The following is a 13,970-nucleotide window of genomic DNA, read 5'->3' as shown; positions in this document are numbered from 1 at the left end:
TTGTTCTAAATCAATAAATATACCCGCTAAGTGGAGCAGTATCTATAACGCAGGTGAATGCAACGTCAAGCGATGGGCGTTGTGCTCCATATTGTCCTATTTTAATAATTTAGAATAATTGCATAGCGATTGATTCACATAATGCCGGTCAATGACCGGCTTTTTTTTATGCTATGAAAAGCGGTTCTTGAACTATAACCACTTGCTGCGCTTCATCCATAGGGCAACGCCCCCGACCAGCAACACCAGCAGCCCGCAGAAAATAGCAAAGCTCAAATGATTGCTGGACCCAGGTATGCCGCCTAAATTGACCCCAAACAGGCCAGTCAAAAAGGTCGTCGGCAGGAACACCATCGCCAGCAGTGACATCGTGTAAGTGCGGCGGTTGAGCGCATCGGCCATCAACGAGCTGATTTCGTCCGAAAGTACCGCGGTGCGTGCAATGCTGGCATCGAGATCGTCAAGGCCGCGGCCAAGTCGGTCTGAGATTTCCTGCATCCGGCGGCGTTCATCATCAGTCATCCACGGCAGGCGTTCACTTGCCAATCGAGCAAACACGTCACGCTGCGGCGACATATAACGACGTAATACAATAAGTTGCTTACGTAACAATGCCATCTGGCCGCGTTCCGGCAGTTGCTGGTCCATCAAGGCATCTTCGAAATCAATAATTTTGTCGTGCAAGTCTTCGATAAAGTCACTGGTGTGATCGGTCAGCCCGTCACACATTTCCACCAGCCAGCTCCCTGTATCGGTAGGACCACTGCCGTGCTGCATATCATTGATGATTTCATTCATCGAGAACACTTTGCGGTGTCGCGTTGAAATAATCATTTTATCCGTCAGATAAACACGAATGGTGACCAACTGGTCCGGCCGTGCATTGGCGTTGAGATTAATACTGCGCAGTGTTACCAGTGTTCCATCGCCCATGCGCAGGACTTTCGGGCGAATACTTTCCCCCGCCAGCGCTTCACGGACGTTATCCGGCAGTAGCGGCGTGCTGTTGATCCACTTTTCACTATTGGGCAACGAATAATCGAGATGCAACCAGCAGGGGTTTTCGGTACTGGCTACGCTATCTTCTTCGATTACGCTTACGCCACCTTTGCCATCTAGCTGATATGCATAGACAGCGTCTGAAACTTGCAGTTCTTCACCCTTGATGACATCCACGTTATTTCTCACTCTTTTTTGTTTGACTAAGTTTAGCGTTAACTCTTTGAAGCTCCAACAAATCGGTTTAAAACACTCATTGTAGATAACCGATAAACGCGCCAATCATGCCATGAGAATCAGCTGAAGATGTGTGTGACGCCAGGCAGAGTGTTTCAAAATGTGCTGAGTTCTGACCTAAGCAGATGATTATCAAGAGCATAAAAGCGTGCCTTGACCCGTAGTAATAAAAAAAGCTCCCTGATGATGGGGAGCTTTTACTGTCAAACCGTGAGTTTTGTGACTGCCAATGTTTTTAGAATGAACGGTGGAAGTTGACCAGCGGTAAAACAGGTACGGTGGCGTTGGTTGCAACGTTGATTAAACCAATCTGCAAACCTTCCAGATCTTTGGTGGCGTTGAACAGGCCGAACTGGAACGAGGTGCTGTCGGCATAGTTAATCACACCGAAATCGCTGGAGCTGCTGACAGAAACGTTGATAGCACCGATGTTGGCACCTTTCACGTTATGGGCAATGTTTATCGCGCCCAGGTTCATACCCGTTACATCGTATGAATAGTTCAAGGCACCGATATTTGCGCCGGTAATGTTCCAGCCCACGTTAACTGCCGCCAGGTTTAAACCCGTCACGTTATGAGTGCGGTTGATTGCAGAAATGTTGGCACCGGTGACATCTTCTGACCAGTTTAGGGCGCTGAGGTTCAGGCCTTTAACATTGCCAATTTTGTTGATGATTCCAATGTTGGCACCTTTAACATTGCCCTCAGTCCAGTTGCCTACGGCACCGATGTTTAAACCGGTAACATCGCCGGTATGGTTCAACAGGCTCACATTGGTACCGGTGGTTTTAGCCTGTGTCCAGTTGAAAGGCGCGATATTCAGGCCGGTTACGGAGCCGGTGGTATAGTTGCCAAGGCCAGCAAGGTTGAACCCAGTAACGTCTGCAGTGTAGTTGGCCAGGCCCAGATTCAGACCAGTAACGTTCGCTGTGCCACTGTAAAGACCCACGTTGACCCCGTCCAAATTGCCAACCTGATTCGCCAGACCGATGTTAACGCCATTATCATCGCCACCGTGCCAGTTAAACAGGCCAACAGCCGCGCCGTTCATCCCTTCACGAATATGTGAGCCTGCCGCGACACCCAGTTGGAAACCATTTAATTTATCCAACTCGTCATAACCAAGAATCGGCAAATCAAATCCGTTTACAGTACCCGTGTTGCCATAAAGAAACGTGCCATGGAAGCCATTCACCTTGCTGTCAGCTGGCACATTACCAAAAGAAGATAATTGCACCGGAGCTGCATGACTCATAGCGGAAAAAAGTCCGCATGAAACTAATAAAGCCAGCGTTGAACGTTTCATTAATTTATCTCTCTTTGCTTTTTTATATTTAAAGAATTGAACTACTCGTTATAGATAAGGGTCTTAACTCAGGACTTCCCTATTTGCATTAAAGGATGCACGGGCAATTAGCAGGGATCTTATCAAAAAATGCTTACATTCTTTGCTAACGACTTTCGAGGGCACGCATCGCTAACTCTTTGTGTTATTTTTAGTCTCTTCACTAATTTTGAGGAAACCATAATTCAAACTGTAACTATTATTGTTTACTTATGGCATTGCCTAAATAACAACCCATTTACTTTTCAGGCAGTTATAATTTATCAATCCGTGCGTTATTATTAATAGCAGCACTTAATCATAAAACCTAAGAGATAAAAGAAGATAAGTGTTTAGAAAGTTAATTGATGAGATTGCTCATTATTAGGCGAGAGTTTGTTAATAAAAGAATGTGAATTTATTTCGGAAAAGTTAAGAAAAAAACAAGTACAGCGATGCGATAAAGCATATATGACATAGCTGTACTTGGAAAGAGTGCAATAATAATGATGTTTTCGCGTGTAGTTTCCTACCCGGTGATTAAACAACAGGTGTGAATTTCTCAGTTAAACAAATAATGCTCACCGATATTGAGCTAATTTAATGCTGATAAATAAATTTAACGCCAATGGTTGGATTTAGTACGCAGATAAGGTTTATATCATTATATGTTGACGCTGATTGATCTGTCTGCTGAACGGTAAAAATCAGTGCTGTAGATAACAGTCGGAAACGGTTTCTTGGCAATGAGAAAACGCAAAGGCCTGACTCCGGTAGGCCAGGCCTTTGCGTACTTCATTCATGTTTAATCCAAATCGTCAGGAGTGCTGTAAACCACGTACTCCAGCGCCTTAAGATAAGCATCGTGCTGGTTGGCATCCTGCTCAGCCTCAATCAAGGTTATCAGACGAAGAATAATGTCTTTGTTGCTGACAGATTGCCTATGCTGTTTCAGCTCACGACAAATAGAGGAAACCACTTGATTACCCGAGTAATTTTCTGGATTTGAAACATGAATATAGTCAGCTAATTTCAGATCGGTAGAAAACATATCGTACATTTTAGTATTCTCCAGTCGTATATCAGAAAAACTATAGTAAGTTGCAGGAATGACACTTTGGCTAACGGCAATAATTCTGAAAACGCCCACAGCTGATAGGGTTTCAGAATTAACGCTATTGCGTTTAACGTCGCCAGCGTGTCGATGTTTGGCTTTAAACTTATACACTACACTTATATCTGTACAGGTATTCGGCAAGCAATTTGTGTGGTCGGATGTGTTGCGCAATCCACACCACATCGGTACCGCACTTAAAAATGGATCAAACAGATGCATAGAGAACCGCATAGCATTGAAAAAATTGGCTGGCTGCGGGCGGCCGTGCTAGGCGCCAACGACGGAATTGTCTCTATTGCCAGCTTGTTGATGGGCGTTGTCTCGGCCAATGCGGCACAGCACAGCGTGTTATTGACCGGCGTGGCAGGTTTGGTGGCAGGCGCGATGTCGATGGCCACGGGAGAGTATGTCTCGGTTTCCTCGCAATCAGATACCGAAAAAGCGGCATTATCTGAAGAACGGGAGGAGCTTACGGCTGATTTTCACGGCGAACTGCACGAGCTGGCAATGATTTACTCCAGCCGGGGATTGGAACTGCCGTTGGCCAAAGAAGTCGCCCGACAACTGATGGCCCACGATGCCTTGGGCGCACATGCGCGAGACGAACTGGGCATTTCTGAAATCACCACCGCGCGGCCATTACAGGCAGCCATTGCCTCTGCAATGAGTTTTGCCTTGGGCGCCGCGCTGCCACTCATCGTGACCATTGTGCTCGCCGGGCAGTGGGCTCTTCCGGCGATTGCAATCGCCGCGCTGGTGTCCCTTGCGGTGCTGGGCGGAGTGGCAGCAAAAGCCGGCGGTGCGCGGCTGCTGCCTGCGGTGATCAGAGTAACCTTTTGGAGCGCGCTGGCCATGGGAGTCTCTTCGGGCGTCGGTGCGTTGTTCGGTGCAGTCGTGGCTTAGCGATGCAGCAATCGTGATGACGGCAATGGTTGCAGCCGGTGATCCGCAGCACGGCATTGGTGACAAGTTTACCGGCCAAAAGACTCGCTACCAGAATCGGCCGATAAGTTCCGCTTAACTTGACTTGGTCAAGGGATGCTGCAAGTATCCTTGCTGCTTAAAAAGTCCTCTGTGAATTAACCTTCAAGGGGGTAACAGCATTTGATACTTTGTTACATATGCTCATCGAACCCTATTGTATAAGTAGCAAGCCAGACACAAGTGATGCCTGGCCTAAACATCAGGTTGAATATTAAAATGAAAAAAATGCTTTTGTCATTGCTGGTCGTCGGTTCTCTGGCCAACATGGCGCACGCCGCAGACATGATTGGCGATTATACGGCAGCAGGTTTTACTCATTGCGGCGGTATGAAAGTACTCACCAGCGCGATTGCCAGTGATGACACGATGGTTCTGCAGATTACCGATCCGAAAACCAATGCTTCACAGATCTATTTCGGTAACCGTACCGCAGATGAAAGCGACAAAGTTAAATATACCTTGTCGACTTACAACCCGGATAACAGAACTTTCACTCCAGACCCTTCAAATACCACTATTCGTTTTGGTATTAACGAAAGTCCTGCGGGCAACAGCGGCGCCGAGCTTTATCAGCTGAGCATGGCCGGTCAGCAGTACAAATGTACGCCCTATACCGTGTTTGATCCGCTGGCTAAAAAGTAATTCTACCCTGCGGGATCCGCCTTGCCGGTTTATCTCAAACCGGCCATTCAAGCCTTGCTGCCTGCGCATCAGGGCTTGATGCTTTTTATTAATCCCCTGTCGCCTGCAAATCAATCACCCCGCAGTGAAAAGCCAGCCCCGGCGTGACATCTTTTTCAAGCCAGGTTGGCCCATCAAGGTCGATAAACTTCGCGCCCGCGGTTAGCGGCAGAGCGGCTCTTACCGCCCTTGAAGTACACAGCATGCAGCCGAGCATAATTTCAAGCCCTTGTTCTCGCGCCGCTGCCGCTAATTCGAGTGCCGCTGTCAGGCCGCCCGTTTTATCCAGCTTGATGTTTATCATCTCGTAACGCCCCACCAGTTTGGGTAAATCCGCAACCGTATGACAGCTTTCGTCCGCACAAATTGGCAGCGGATGAATGAAATTGGCCAGCGCGTCATCTTGGCCAACGGGCAGCGGCTGCTCCAGCATCAGTACGCCAAGATCGGCCAACAGCTGACAACGTGCGGCCAACCCCTCGCTTTGCCAGGACTCGTTGGCATCGACAATCAGTGACACATTGGGTACCGCGCTGCGAATAGCCACCATGCGCTCGGTGATAAAATGGTCATCGAGTTTAATTTTTAACAAGGTGGCCCCCTTCTGCTGATGGGCCATCGCAGCCTGTGCCATAGCTTCAGGCGTATCGACGCTCAAGGTTTGCGCCATGCTGATTGACGCAACCGGATGTGTACCGCTGAGTTGCCACAGGGTTTGCCCACTCTGCTGACGCTGCAAATCCCACAGTGCCGAATCGAGGGCGTTACGCGCTGCCCCCGCGGGCAACAAGGTTTGCAAGGCGGGCCGGTCAGTGCCTTGAGCAATAATCTGGTCAACCACGCCGAGCTGGGCCATCACCGAAATTTCACTTTCGCCAAAGTGTGGATACGGGGTGCATTCCCCCTTGCCCACTACGCCATTTTCTTCGATTTCCACCACAATAACGCGCGCTTCAGTGCGGCTACCGCGAGCAATAACAAATGCCGTGTGTAACGGCCAGGCTTCAGGATAAAAGCGTACGCTTCTCATTAACCACTCCATGAAAACACCTTCGGGCACCATGCGAGGAGGCTTTTGTCAGTATAGCTTGGGGTCAGATAAAAATTGCCTTTGCAATTAAAAACAATTACTTGTTTACTATCTGAGTGAACCACTGAAAAAAATCATCTTGCTACTTTGCAATAAGGAAAAATCATGACTCAGACCGTACATCTAAAAGGCAATCCTGTTAGCGTTGCAGGCCAGCTGCCGCAGAAAGGCGACGTGGCCAAGCCGTTCACTCTGGTGGCAAAAGATCTCTCTGATGTTGCATTGAGCAGCTTCTCCGGCAAACGCAAAGTCCTGAACATCTTCCCAAGTGTTGATACCGGCACCTGCGCTACCTCCGTGCGCAAGTTTAATCAGCTCGCGTCCGAAATCGACAACACCGTGGTGCTGTGCATCTCTTCAGATTTGCCATTCGCCCAGTCACGTTTTTGTGGTGCAGAAGGTCTGGAAAATGTCGTGACTCTGTCAACCCTGCGCGGTGACGAGTTTAAGTTGACCTACGGCGTGGCAATCACCGACGGCCCATTGGCTGGCCTGACTTCGCGCGCAGTGGTGGTACTGGACGAGCAAAACAACGTATTACACAGTGAACTGGTTGGCGAAATCAGCGAAGAGCCTAATTACGATGCTGCGCTGGCGGCTTTGAAATAAGCGATTAGCGATTTACTCAGTTAGCTATTATTGAGACAAAATAAAGCCCCGCCATTGATGCGGGGCTTTTTTATGGGTCGCGAGTCAAACGCGGTAATGCCTTATTCGCTCTTCTCGATAATCACTTCGCTTATCTGCTGTATCGGCGTCACGTTGGTAAAGTTGGCGACATCGGCAGCCAACTCTTCAGCATAAGGGCCAATTGCGGTCATTAAGGCTTCGACGGAGTCACAATATACGTGGCACATGGCGATAAAGGCCGGATTGCTATCAGGAGTTACGGCGTTGAAACCTTTGTCGATAGTGTAATAACGGCAAACTTCACCCAGACGCTGTTTTAGCAATGGCATATGAGAATCGCGATAGTAATCGTAATCAAAATGCGCTTCTGGGCTATACGGATACATCACGCTAAGTTTAATCAATTTACTTCTCCTGGTTAATAACAAACATAGCTCCAATATAGCCTCTAGACATCAATTATGTTCAACAATTCTTGCTGGTCGACCTGCAATGCAATGTGTTGTATTGGTAGGTATATAACCTAAAGAGAAATTATAATTAATCAGGTCAAATTTTTTAAAGCTCGCACAATATCCAGAGGTTATCCAAATAAACGTTTAAAAGCCCCATCACTCCGCTCACTCAGGCATAAATCAGGTATTTAAAAATTAATTCCAGTCAAATTATCGTTTTATTTTTGTATTCAACCCAAAAGTATGCCAATCACATAAGTTACTTCTGCACCCAATTTTTCTATGATTTAACCACTCAACACTTCGTAATGAATTAATTTCTGTTAAGTGCGCATTTAACAGAAAAATTGCCACCACAAAAAGCAACTCCCTCGCAATTTTGCACATAAAAACCTGTACAACACTCGAATTGTTGTATAAGTTTATATGCATCAGAGTGATTGTTACTTAACTAATTATTGAATGAGGACATGACATGCGTGGAGACCCACACAGCGTAACGGCCACTGGCGCGGCTCACCATTTTAACATTGCGCCCTCGTTTTCAGATGATGTAACTATGGGTCGCATAGTGGTTAAGCTGAGAAGTTAATTATGTACCGGGAATGAACTTGGCTGCGACTGTAAAGTCAGCCAGGCCATTCAGGGTTGTATATATGCAAAGAAATGACGAAGAAAAACTGAACGACAGCCTGTTGGGCGAGGCCGTGCTGGCCGTGTTGAAATCAGGGGGTGATGTCACCATCGCGGGTGTTGTTATCCAACTGAAAAGCATGGCGGCAAGCGCTAAAAACGACGTAATTAAACGCGCCTGTGAGCGAACCTTAGGTGAGGTCAATCAAACTGTGACCTTAACGCAGGCCACGAGAAGCTACAATGTTCGAGACACGAACAACGTGCTACATCATTTTACAGCTGAAGGGCAGCAAGATGGCAAAAAGAACCACTGATTCAGAATTCACCGGTAACCTTGCACTCAACGATGTACTGAATTCCAACGGCCTTCTCTGCGGTGAACAACGCACGCGGGAAAAACGGGTTATGGACAGTATTCGTCATATCGATAACAAGTTCGATAGTGAACGTGAGGTTATTGGTGCTATTGCCAGAAACATTATTGCTGTTCAGGGTTACCTGACCAATAAGGATATCATTTTACGTCTGATCTCTGAGCTTGAGATCACACGCGATGTGGTACAGCAGGATATTTTACGCAACGCGCTGGAGTTAGTCCTCGGCGTAACGCCAGACGACTCGGACTTTTAGTTCTGGCAACGCGGATAAACATTATCCGTAAAGTGTAAGCCATAAGGAAATTAATCATTTCACGCCTGCTCAGATATTAAAACTGCCCTCTCAAAAAAATATTCGAGAGGGTAAATTTTATTTCGGCACAAAAATCAAACAACCTGCTTTATTATTCATCAATTAGGGACGTGAGGTCAACGATTTATAACCTTGTAGAATCGGCTTGGGTATCAAAGAGTCATCGGCTATTTATATGATAAATCCCCCTATATATATTTATATTAGGCTCCCTCTTTTGTTACCCTGGTAATTAATTTTACCCCTCGTTTGCATTTTTCCTCTTTCTGGAAATAACCTATACTATTCATGCCTATGGAAGTTTATTAAGATTTTAAGCTTCTCCCGCTGTAAATAGTGGAGTGAGCTTAGACAAGGGAATACTATGCTTAAACTAAGAAAGAAACGTGCTAAACCAATGCATATCAATGACATCACGATCATTGATGATGCCAAACTCAAAAAAGCGATTACCGCAGCAGCACTGGGTAACGCTATGGAATGGTTCGATTTTGGTGTTTACGGCTTCGTCGCCGTCGCGCTGGGTCAAGTGTTCTTCCCAGGTGCCGATCCCGGCCTGCAAATGATTGCCGCTCTGGCAACCTTCTCGGTGCCCTTCCTGGTTCGCCCACTGGGTGGCGTATTCTTTGGCCGTCTTGGCGACAAGTTTGGCCGTCAAAAAGTGCTTTCGATTACCATAATTATTATGTCGATCAGTACCGTTTCTATCGGACTGATACCCTCCTATGCCTCCATCGGCATATGGGCCCCTGTATTGCTGTTGGCAGCCAAGCTGGCGCAAGGCTTCTCGGTTGGTGGTGAATATACCGGCGCGGCCATCTTCGTCGCCGAGTATTCACCCGACAGAAAACGTGGCTTCCTGGGCAGCTGGCTGGACTTCGGCTCAATCGCTGGTTTTATTCTCGGCGCGGGCGTGGTTATTTTAATCACCAGCATTGTGGGTGATGAAAACTTCCTCTCCTGGGGCTGGCGTTTGCCGTTCTTTATTGCCGCACCGCTGGGGCTGATCGGGATTTATCTGCGCCACGCGCTCGAGGAAACTCCGACTTTCCAGCAGCACGTAGAGAAGATCGACAGCAACTCGCGCAAAGAGATTGCCGAGCCGCCAAGGGTTTCGTTCCGTGAAATCTTTACCAAGCAGTGGAAAGCGTTGATTGTCAGCGTAGGTTTGGTCATCGCGACTAACGTGACCTACTACATGCTGCTGACCTATATGCCAAGCTATATGTCGCACAGCCTTCACTATTCTGAAGATCACGGCCTGATTATCATCATTGCCATCATGGTGGGCATGCTGTTTGTTCAGCCATTTATGGGCTTGCTGAGTGACCGCTTTGGTCGTAAACCGTTTGTGATAATCGGCAGCATCGGGCTGTTTATTCTGGCAATCCCGAGCTTTATCCTGATCCAGAGTAACGTGATTGGGCTGATTTTCCTCGGATTCCTGATACTCGCCGTGTTGCTTAACTGCTTTATTGGCGTGATGGCCTCGACCCTACCGGCGATGTTCCCTACCAATATCCGTTACAGCGCGCTGGCGATTGCCTTCAACGTTTCGGTGATGGTTGCCGGTATAACGCCCACTTTCGCAGCGTGGTTAGTTGAGGCAACTCATAATCTGTTTATGCCGGCTTACTACCTGATGGTCGTGGCCGTGATTGGTTTAGTTACCGGTATTTATATGAAAGAAACCGCCAACAAACCGTTGAAAGGCGAGACACCTGCAGCTTCTGACCGTGCTGAAGCCAAGGAAATCCTGCAGGAGCATCATGATAATATCGAGCAAAAAATCGAAGATATTGATGTACAGATAGCCGAGCTGCAATCCAAAAGAAAACACCTGATCGATCAGCATCCAGAAATTCAGTGATCGGGCATTTGAAATAGCTGTGCAAAGTAGAAAATGAAAAAGCCGGTCAGTGATGTTAACTGACCGGCTTTTTTTCGAGCAAAGAATTGTTTACGTTAGGTTCGAATGCGCATCGCAGCGGCTAGCTTTGCCTCGGCGAAACAAAATCCTGGAAATTACTCCTCGGAATCCCCTTCTGGCTTGCGGCTGCTTAGGCCGTATTCGCGCAGTTTATTGGCGATAGCGGTGTGCGAAACCCCCAGTCGTTTTGCCAGTTTGCGAGTGCTGGGATAAGTACGATACAGGCGGGTCAACACTGAGCGTTCAAAACGTTTGCTGATATCATCCAGTGAGCCGTTTAACGCCTCTTCTCCCAGCGTGACTTCAACATCAAAGTCTGGCAGCGCGATATCCTGCGGTCGCAACTCATTGCCTTCCAACTGGGTCAATGCGCGATAAATGGCGTTTTTAAGCTGGCGCACATTACCGGGCCAACCGTAATGGGTCAGATAACTGCCTAATTGTGCATTGAGCTTTGGACGTGCCATCCCCTGCTCATCGGCAAAACGCGCCACGAACAGCTCGGTCAGCGGCATGATATCCGTTGGCCGTTCACGCAACGGCGGCAATGTCACGGTCAAAACGTTAAGGCGATAATAGAGATCTTCACGAAATTCACCGCGCTGCACCAGCTCCACCAGATTCTTTTGCGTGGCGCAAATCACGCGTACATCAACCCTCACCTCGTGCTCTTCCCCGACCCGACGGAAAGTGCCGTCGTTGAGAAAACGCAGCAGTTTGATCTGCATCCGTGGAGACATCTCACCGATTTCATCCAGCAAAACCGACCCGCCATTGGCCTGTTCGAAGAAACCTTTCTTGCCGTCAACCGCATTGGGGTAAGCTCCGGGGGCATAGCCAAACAGCTCACTTTCCACCACGTCATCAGGCAAGGAAGCGCAGTTAAGGCCAAGGAACGGATTTTTTCCGCGCGCGCTGCGCAGATGACAGGCGCGGGCCAGCAAATCTTTGCCGGTGCCGGTATCGCCAATAATCAGCAACGGTGCATCGAGCATTGCCAGCTTTTTAGCCTGATCCAGCACCTGACGCATTTTAGGACTGACTGCAACGATATGGTCAAACTCGCGCTCATCGTTAATCGTTAAATCCTGCAACTGGCGGCCCATTCTCGCCGCCGATTTCAGCATCACAACCGCACCCACCACTTCGCTGGCCTGATTCTCGTCATCGAGTTTGATCGGCGTGAGGTCCATCAGGAAATCTTGCCCCTGAATCACGACCCGTTCGGTGTATGGCAGGCTGCTGTCATGCTCCAGCCAGCGGGTAAAGTTGTAGCCGCTTATCAGGCTGGCGGCGGTGTAATTGCGGATTTTGGCTTCGCTTAGCTCGAAAAGGCTTTGTGCTGCCGGATTGGCCTGCTCGACCTTGCCTTTCATGTCGATGGAAAATACCGGTTCCGGCATTGAGACCAGCAAGGCACGCAGGGCGCGGTGTTCGCGTTCAGACGGCATAAACGGCACGGTTCTGACGTCGGTCACGCCTTCAATTCGGCGGATTTCGGCCATCAGCGCGCGAAAAGTATCAAAGTCCAGCTGAGTAAAGTTCAGGTAGATGCGGCCAATCTGGGCGATTTCGATCCCATGCAAATCAATACTGCGCAGCACTAATAAATCGAGCAACTCTCGGGCAAGACCCAGGCGGTCTTCGCAAAAAACTTCCAGGCGCATCAGTTTTGACCTTTTTCAGGGAAAACAAAAATTTCTTAAACGTATAATACCCTGTCAGGCTGGGTGTAAAAAGAGACTGTCACAAAATGTTGACAGAAAATTGTCTACCTGCCGCTTTCGTCGCCAACTACGCCGTCTTTACTCTGGAGTAACGGTGTGAAGGCAGATGAACAGCTCGGGCGGCTCGTTACATTACACAAAAAACTCTGCTAACATCATCGCCTGAATTCAACGCCAAATGGTTCCCGACTATGAAGTTCGTCTCTTTTAATATCAACGGATTGCGCGCTCGCCCACATCAGCTAGCGGCGATCATCGAACAACATCAGCCAGACGTCATCGGGCTACAGGAAACAAAAGTCCACGACGATATGTTCCCACTGGAAGACGTGAGCCAATACGGCTATCACGTTTACTATCATGGGCAGAAAGGTCATTACGGCGTCGCGCTGCTGACCAAGGAAAAACCGCTTGAGGTCCGCCGCGGATTCCCCAATGATGAAGAAGACGCCCAGCGCCGTATCATCATGGCCGACATTGAAACCCCTCAGGGCGTGCTGACGGTGATTAACGGCTATTTCCCGCAGGGCGAAAGCCGTGACCATCCAACCAAATTCCCGGCCAAACAGCGTTTCTATCAAGATTTGCAGGACTATCTGCAGCAGCAACTGTCGGTAGAAAAACCGGTTGTGGTCATGGGCGACGTGAATATCAGCCCAACCGATCTCGACATTGGTATCGGTGAAGACAACCGCAAGCGCTGGCTGCGCACCGGCAAATGTTCATTCCTGCCGGAAGAACGCGAATGGATGGACAGGCTAAAAGGCTGGGGCCTGGTCGACACTTTCCGCGCCGCCAATCCAGAAGCCAACGATCAGTTCTCGTGGTTTGACTATCGCTCAAAAGGCTTCGATGACAACCGCGGGCTGCGCATCGATCTCGTGCTGGCGAGTACTCCGCTGGCGGCACGCTGCAAGGCCACGGGTATCGATTATGTTATTCGCGGAATGGAAAAACCCAGCGATCACGCCCCCATCTGGGCTGAGTTCGACCTAAAGTGAATCCGCTAATCAAGCTGGAAGTGGTCGCCGCAATCATTGAACGCGGCGACTTTATTCTTCTGGCTCAGCGCGATGCTCAGAGCTCTCTGGCCGGGCGGTGGGAGTTTCCCGGCGGTAAAGTTGAAACGGGTGAAACTCAGCCCGCAGCACTGAGCAGAGAGCTGTTTGAGGAGCTGAATATTCAGGCTCGGGTAGACGATTGGATTGCTAATTATGCCTGGCATCAGGGTGAGCGAATAATTGATTTACACGCCTGGCGTGTGAGTGCGTTTAGCGGGGAGATAACGTTACGTTGTCACAGTCAGTTTACCTGGGTCACTCCGCAGCAGGCTCTGGACTACAATCTAGCCCCGGCAGACCTCCCTCTTCTCCAGGCCTATATCGCTCAACGCACTGAAAATAATCATTAAAAAAAAGGTGACGATGTCACCTTTCCTTTTCTGTCAGCGCAGTGTTTGTATTACAAAAA

The 13,970-nt window shown here is 48.7% G+C and carries 15 protein-coding genes; 9 read left to right on the top strand and 6 right to left on the bottom strand.

Going from position 1 to position 13,970, the window contains the following annotated elements:
• Positions 1-192 precede the first annotated feature (192 nt).
• From zntB to SPM24T3_RS16865, 3 genes are all read right to left on the bottom strand, one after another.
• Positions 193-1,176 carry a zinc transporter ZntB gene (gene zntB, locus SPM24T3_RS16875; protein ID WP_009638005.1) on the bottom strand — a complete coding sequence of 328 codons (984 nt, stop codon included), beginning with the start codon at positions 1,174-1,176 and terminating at the stop codon, positions 193-195.
• A 295-nt stretch (positions 1,177-1,471) separates the two neighbouring features.
• A complete protein-coding gene (locus SPM24T3_RS16870; protein ID WP_009638004.1) occupies positions 1,472-2,542 on the bottom strand; it encodes an LA_2272 family surface repeat-containing protein in 1,071 nt (356 codons plus the stop codon).
• An 823-nt stretch (positions 2,543-3,365) separates the two neighbouring features.
• Positions 3,366-3,620, bottom strand: a complete 255-nt coding sequence (locus SPM24T3_RS16865; RefSeq protein WP_009638003.1) for a biofilm development regulator YmgB/AriR family protein — start codon at positions 3,618-3,620, stop codon at positions 3,366-3,368.
• A gap of 270 nt (positions 3,621-3,890) precedes the next feature.
• Here SPM24T3_RS16865 and SPM24T3_RS16860 point away from each other — a divergent pair, with 270 nt between their 5' ends.
• The 3 genes from SPM24T3_RS16860 to SPM24T3_RS16855 all read left to right on the top strand — a co-directional run bounded on the left by SPM24T3_RS16860 (position 3,891) and on the right by SPM24T3_RS16855 (position 5,303).
• Positions 3,891-4,580, top strand: a complete 690-nt coding sequence (locus tag SPM24T3_RS16860) for a VIT family protein (protein ID WP_009638002.1) — start codon at positions 3,891-3,893, stop codon at positions 4,578-4,580.
• A complete protein-coding gene (locus SPM24T3_RS26060) occupies positions 4,564-4,698 on the top strand; it encodes a hypothetical protein (protein WP_255346526.1) in 135 nt (44 codons plus the stop codon). Before SPM24T3_RS16860 ends, SPM24T3_RS26060 begins: the two co-directional genes overlap by 17 nt.
• A gap of 179 nt (positions 4,699-4,877) precedes the next feature.
• Positions 4,878-5,303, top strand: coding sequence for a hypothetical protein (locus SPM24T3_RS16855; protein ID WP_009638001.1), 426 nt, complete (start codon positions 4,878-4,880; stop codon positions 5,301-5,303).
• 88 nt (positions 5,304-5,391) lie between these two features.
• Here SPM24T3_RS16855 and ycjG read toward each other — a convergent pair whose 3' ends face one another.
• Complete coding sequence (ycjG, locus tag SPM24T3_RS16850; RefSeq protein WP_009638000.1) at positions 5,392-6,372, bottom strand: L-Ala-D/L-Glu epimerase; 981 nt, start codon at positions 6,370-6,372, stop codon at positions 5,392-5,394.
• Between the two features lie 165 nt (positions 6,373-6,537).
• Between ycjG and tpx the strand changes: the two genes are divergently transcribed.
• The gene (gene tpx, locus SPM24T3_RS16845) at positions 6,538-7,041 is read left to right on the top strand and encodes a thiol peroxidase (protein WP_009637999.1); all 504 of its coding nucleotides are present in this window, start codon (positions 6,538-6,540) and stop codon (positions 7,039-7,041) included.
• Positions 7,042-7,142: 101 nt separating this feature from the next.
• Here the strand turns inward: tpx and SPM24T3_RS16840 are convergent, their stop codons facing one another.
• Complete coding sequence (locus SPM24T3_RS16840) at positions 7,143-7,466, bottom strand: EthD family reductase (protein ID WP_009637998.1); 324 nt, start codon at positions 7,464-7,466, stop codon at positions 7,143-7,145.
• A 707-nt stretch (positions 7,467-8,173) separates the two neighbouring features.
• Between SPM24T3_RS16840 and SPM24T3_RS16835 the strand changes: the two genes are divergently transcribed.
• The 3 genes from SPM24T3_RS16835 to proP all read left to right on the top strand — a co-directional run bounded on the left by SPM24T3_RS16835 (position 8,174) and on the right by proP (position 10,713).
• On the top strand, positions 8,174-8,467 hold the full coding sequence (locus SPM24T3_RS16835) for a hypothetical protein (protein WP_009637997.1): 294 nt from the start codon (positions 8,174-8,176) through the stop codon (positions 8,465-8,467).
• Positions 8,448-8,783 (top strand): biofilm/acid-resistance regulator YmgB/AriR, encoded by a 336-nt coding sequence (locus SPM24T3_RS16830; protein WP_009637996.1) that lies wholly within the window; start codon positions 8,448-8,450, stop codon positions 8,781-8,783. The genes SPM24T3_RS16835 and SPM24T3_RS16830 overlap by 20 nt, the downstream gene beginning before the upstream one ends.
• A gap of 424 nt (positions 8,784-9,207) precedes the next feature.
• Entirely contained in the window at positions 9,208-10,713 is a 1,506-nt protein-coding gene (gene proP, locus SPM24T3_RS16825; RefSeq protein WP_037378928.1) for a glycine betaine/L-proline transporter ProP, read from the top strand.
• Between the two features lie 155 nt (positions 10,714-10,868).
• Here the strand turns inward: proP and tyrR are convergent, their stop codons facing one another.
• The gene (tyrR, locus tag SPM24T3_RS16820) at positions 10,869-12,440 is read right to left on the bottom strand and encodes a transcriptional regulator TyrR (RefSeq protein ID WP_009637994.1); all 1,572 of its coding nucleotides are present in this window, start codon (positions 12,438-12,440) and stop codon (positions 10,869-10,871) included.
• 251 nt (positions 12,441-12,691) lie between these two features.
• Between tyrR and xthA the strand changes: the two genes are divergently transcribed.
• Positions 12,692-13,501, top strand: coding sequence for an exodeoxyribonuclease III (xthA, locus tag SPM24T3_RS16815; protein ID WP_009637993.1), 810 nt, complete (start codon positions 12,692-12,694; stop codon positions 13,499-13,501).
• Positions 13,498-13,911, top strand: a complete 414-nt coding sequence (locus SPM24T3_RS16810) for a pyrimidine (deoxy)nucleoside triphosphate diphosphatase (RefSeq protein ID WP_009637992.1) — start codon at positions 13,498-13,500, stop codon at positions 13,909-13,911. The genes xthA and SPM24T3_RS16810 overlap by 4 nt, the downstream gene beginning before the upstream one ends.
• The last annotated feature ends 59 nt before the right edge of the window (positions 13,912-13,970 follow it).

Source organism: Serratia sp. M24T3 (genome assembly GCF_000257645.1).
In the GTDB taxonomy this organism is placed as follows: domain Bacteria; phylum Pseudomonadota; class Gammaproteobacteria; order Enterobacterales; family Enterobacteriaceae; genus Rouxiella.
Note: the sequence above shows the minus strand (reverse complement) of the source record. Positions and strands in the feature narration are given on the sequence as shown.

Coding starts and splice junctions, on each gene's coding strand:
- xthA (WP_009637993.1), top strand. CDS start 12,692: ATGAAGTTCGTCTCTTTTAATATCAACGGATTGCGCGCTCGCCCACAT.
- tpx (WP_009637999.1), top strand. CDS start 6,538: ATGACTCAGACCGTACATCTAAAAGGCAATCCTGTTAGCGTTGCAGGC.
- SPM24T3_RS16855 (WP_009638001.1), top strand. CDS start 4,878: ATGAAAAAAATGCTTTTGTCATTGCTGGTCGTCGGTTCTCTGGCCAAC.
- SPM24T3_RS16830 (WP_009637996.1), top strand. CDS start 8,448: ATGGCAAAAAGAACCACTGATTCAGAATTCACCGGTAACCTTGCACTC.
- tyrR (WP_009637994.1), bottom strand. CDS start 12,440: ATGCGCCTGGAAGTTTTTTGCGAAGACCGCCTGGGTCTTGCCCGAGAG.
- ycjG (WP_009638000.1), bottom strand. CDS start 6,372: ATGAGAAGCGTACGCTTTTATCCTGAAGCCTGGCCGTTACACACGGCA.
- SPM24T3_RS16870 (WP_009638004.1), bottom strand. CDS start 2,542: ATGAAACGTTCAACGCTGGCTTTATTAGTTTCATGCGGACTTTTTTCC.
- SPM24T3_RS16835 (WP_009637997.1), top strand. CDS start 8,174: ATGCAAAGAAATGACGAAGAAAAACTGAACGACAGCCTGTTGGGCGAG.
- SPM24T3_RS16865 (WP_009638003.1), bottom strand. CDS start 3,620: ATGTACGATATGTTTTCTACCGATCTGAAATTAGCTGACTATATTCAT.
- proP (WP_037378928.1), top strand. CDS start 9,208: ATGCTTAAACTAAGAAAGAAACGTGCTAAACCAATGCATATCAATGAC.
- SPM24T3_RS16860 (WP_009638002.1), top strand. CDS start 3,891: ATGCATAGAGAACCGCATAGCATTGAAAAAATTGGCTGGCTGCGGGCG.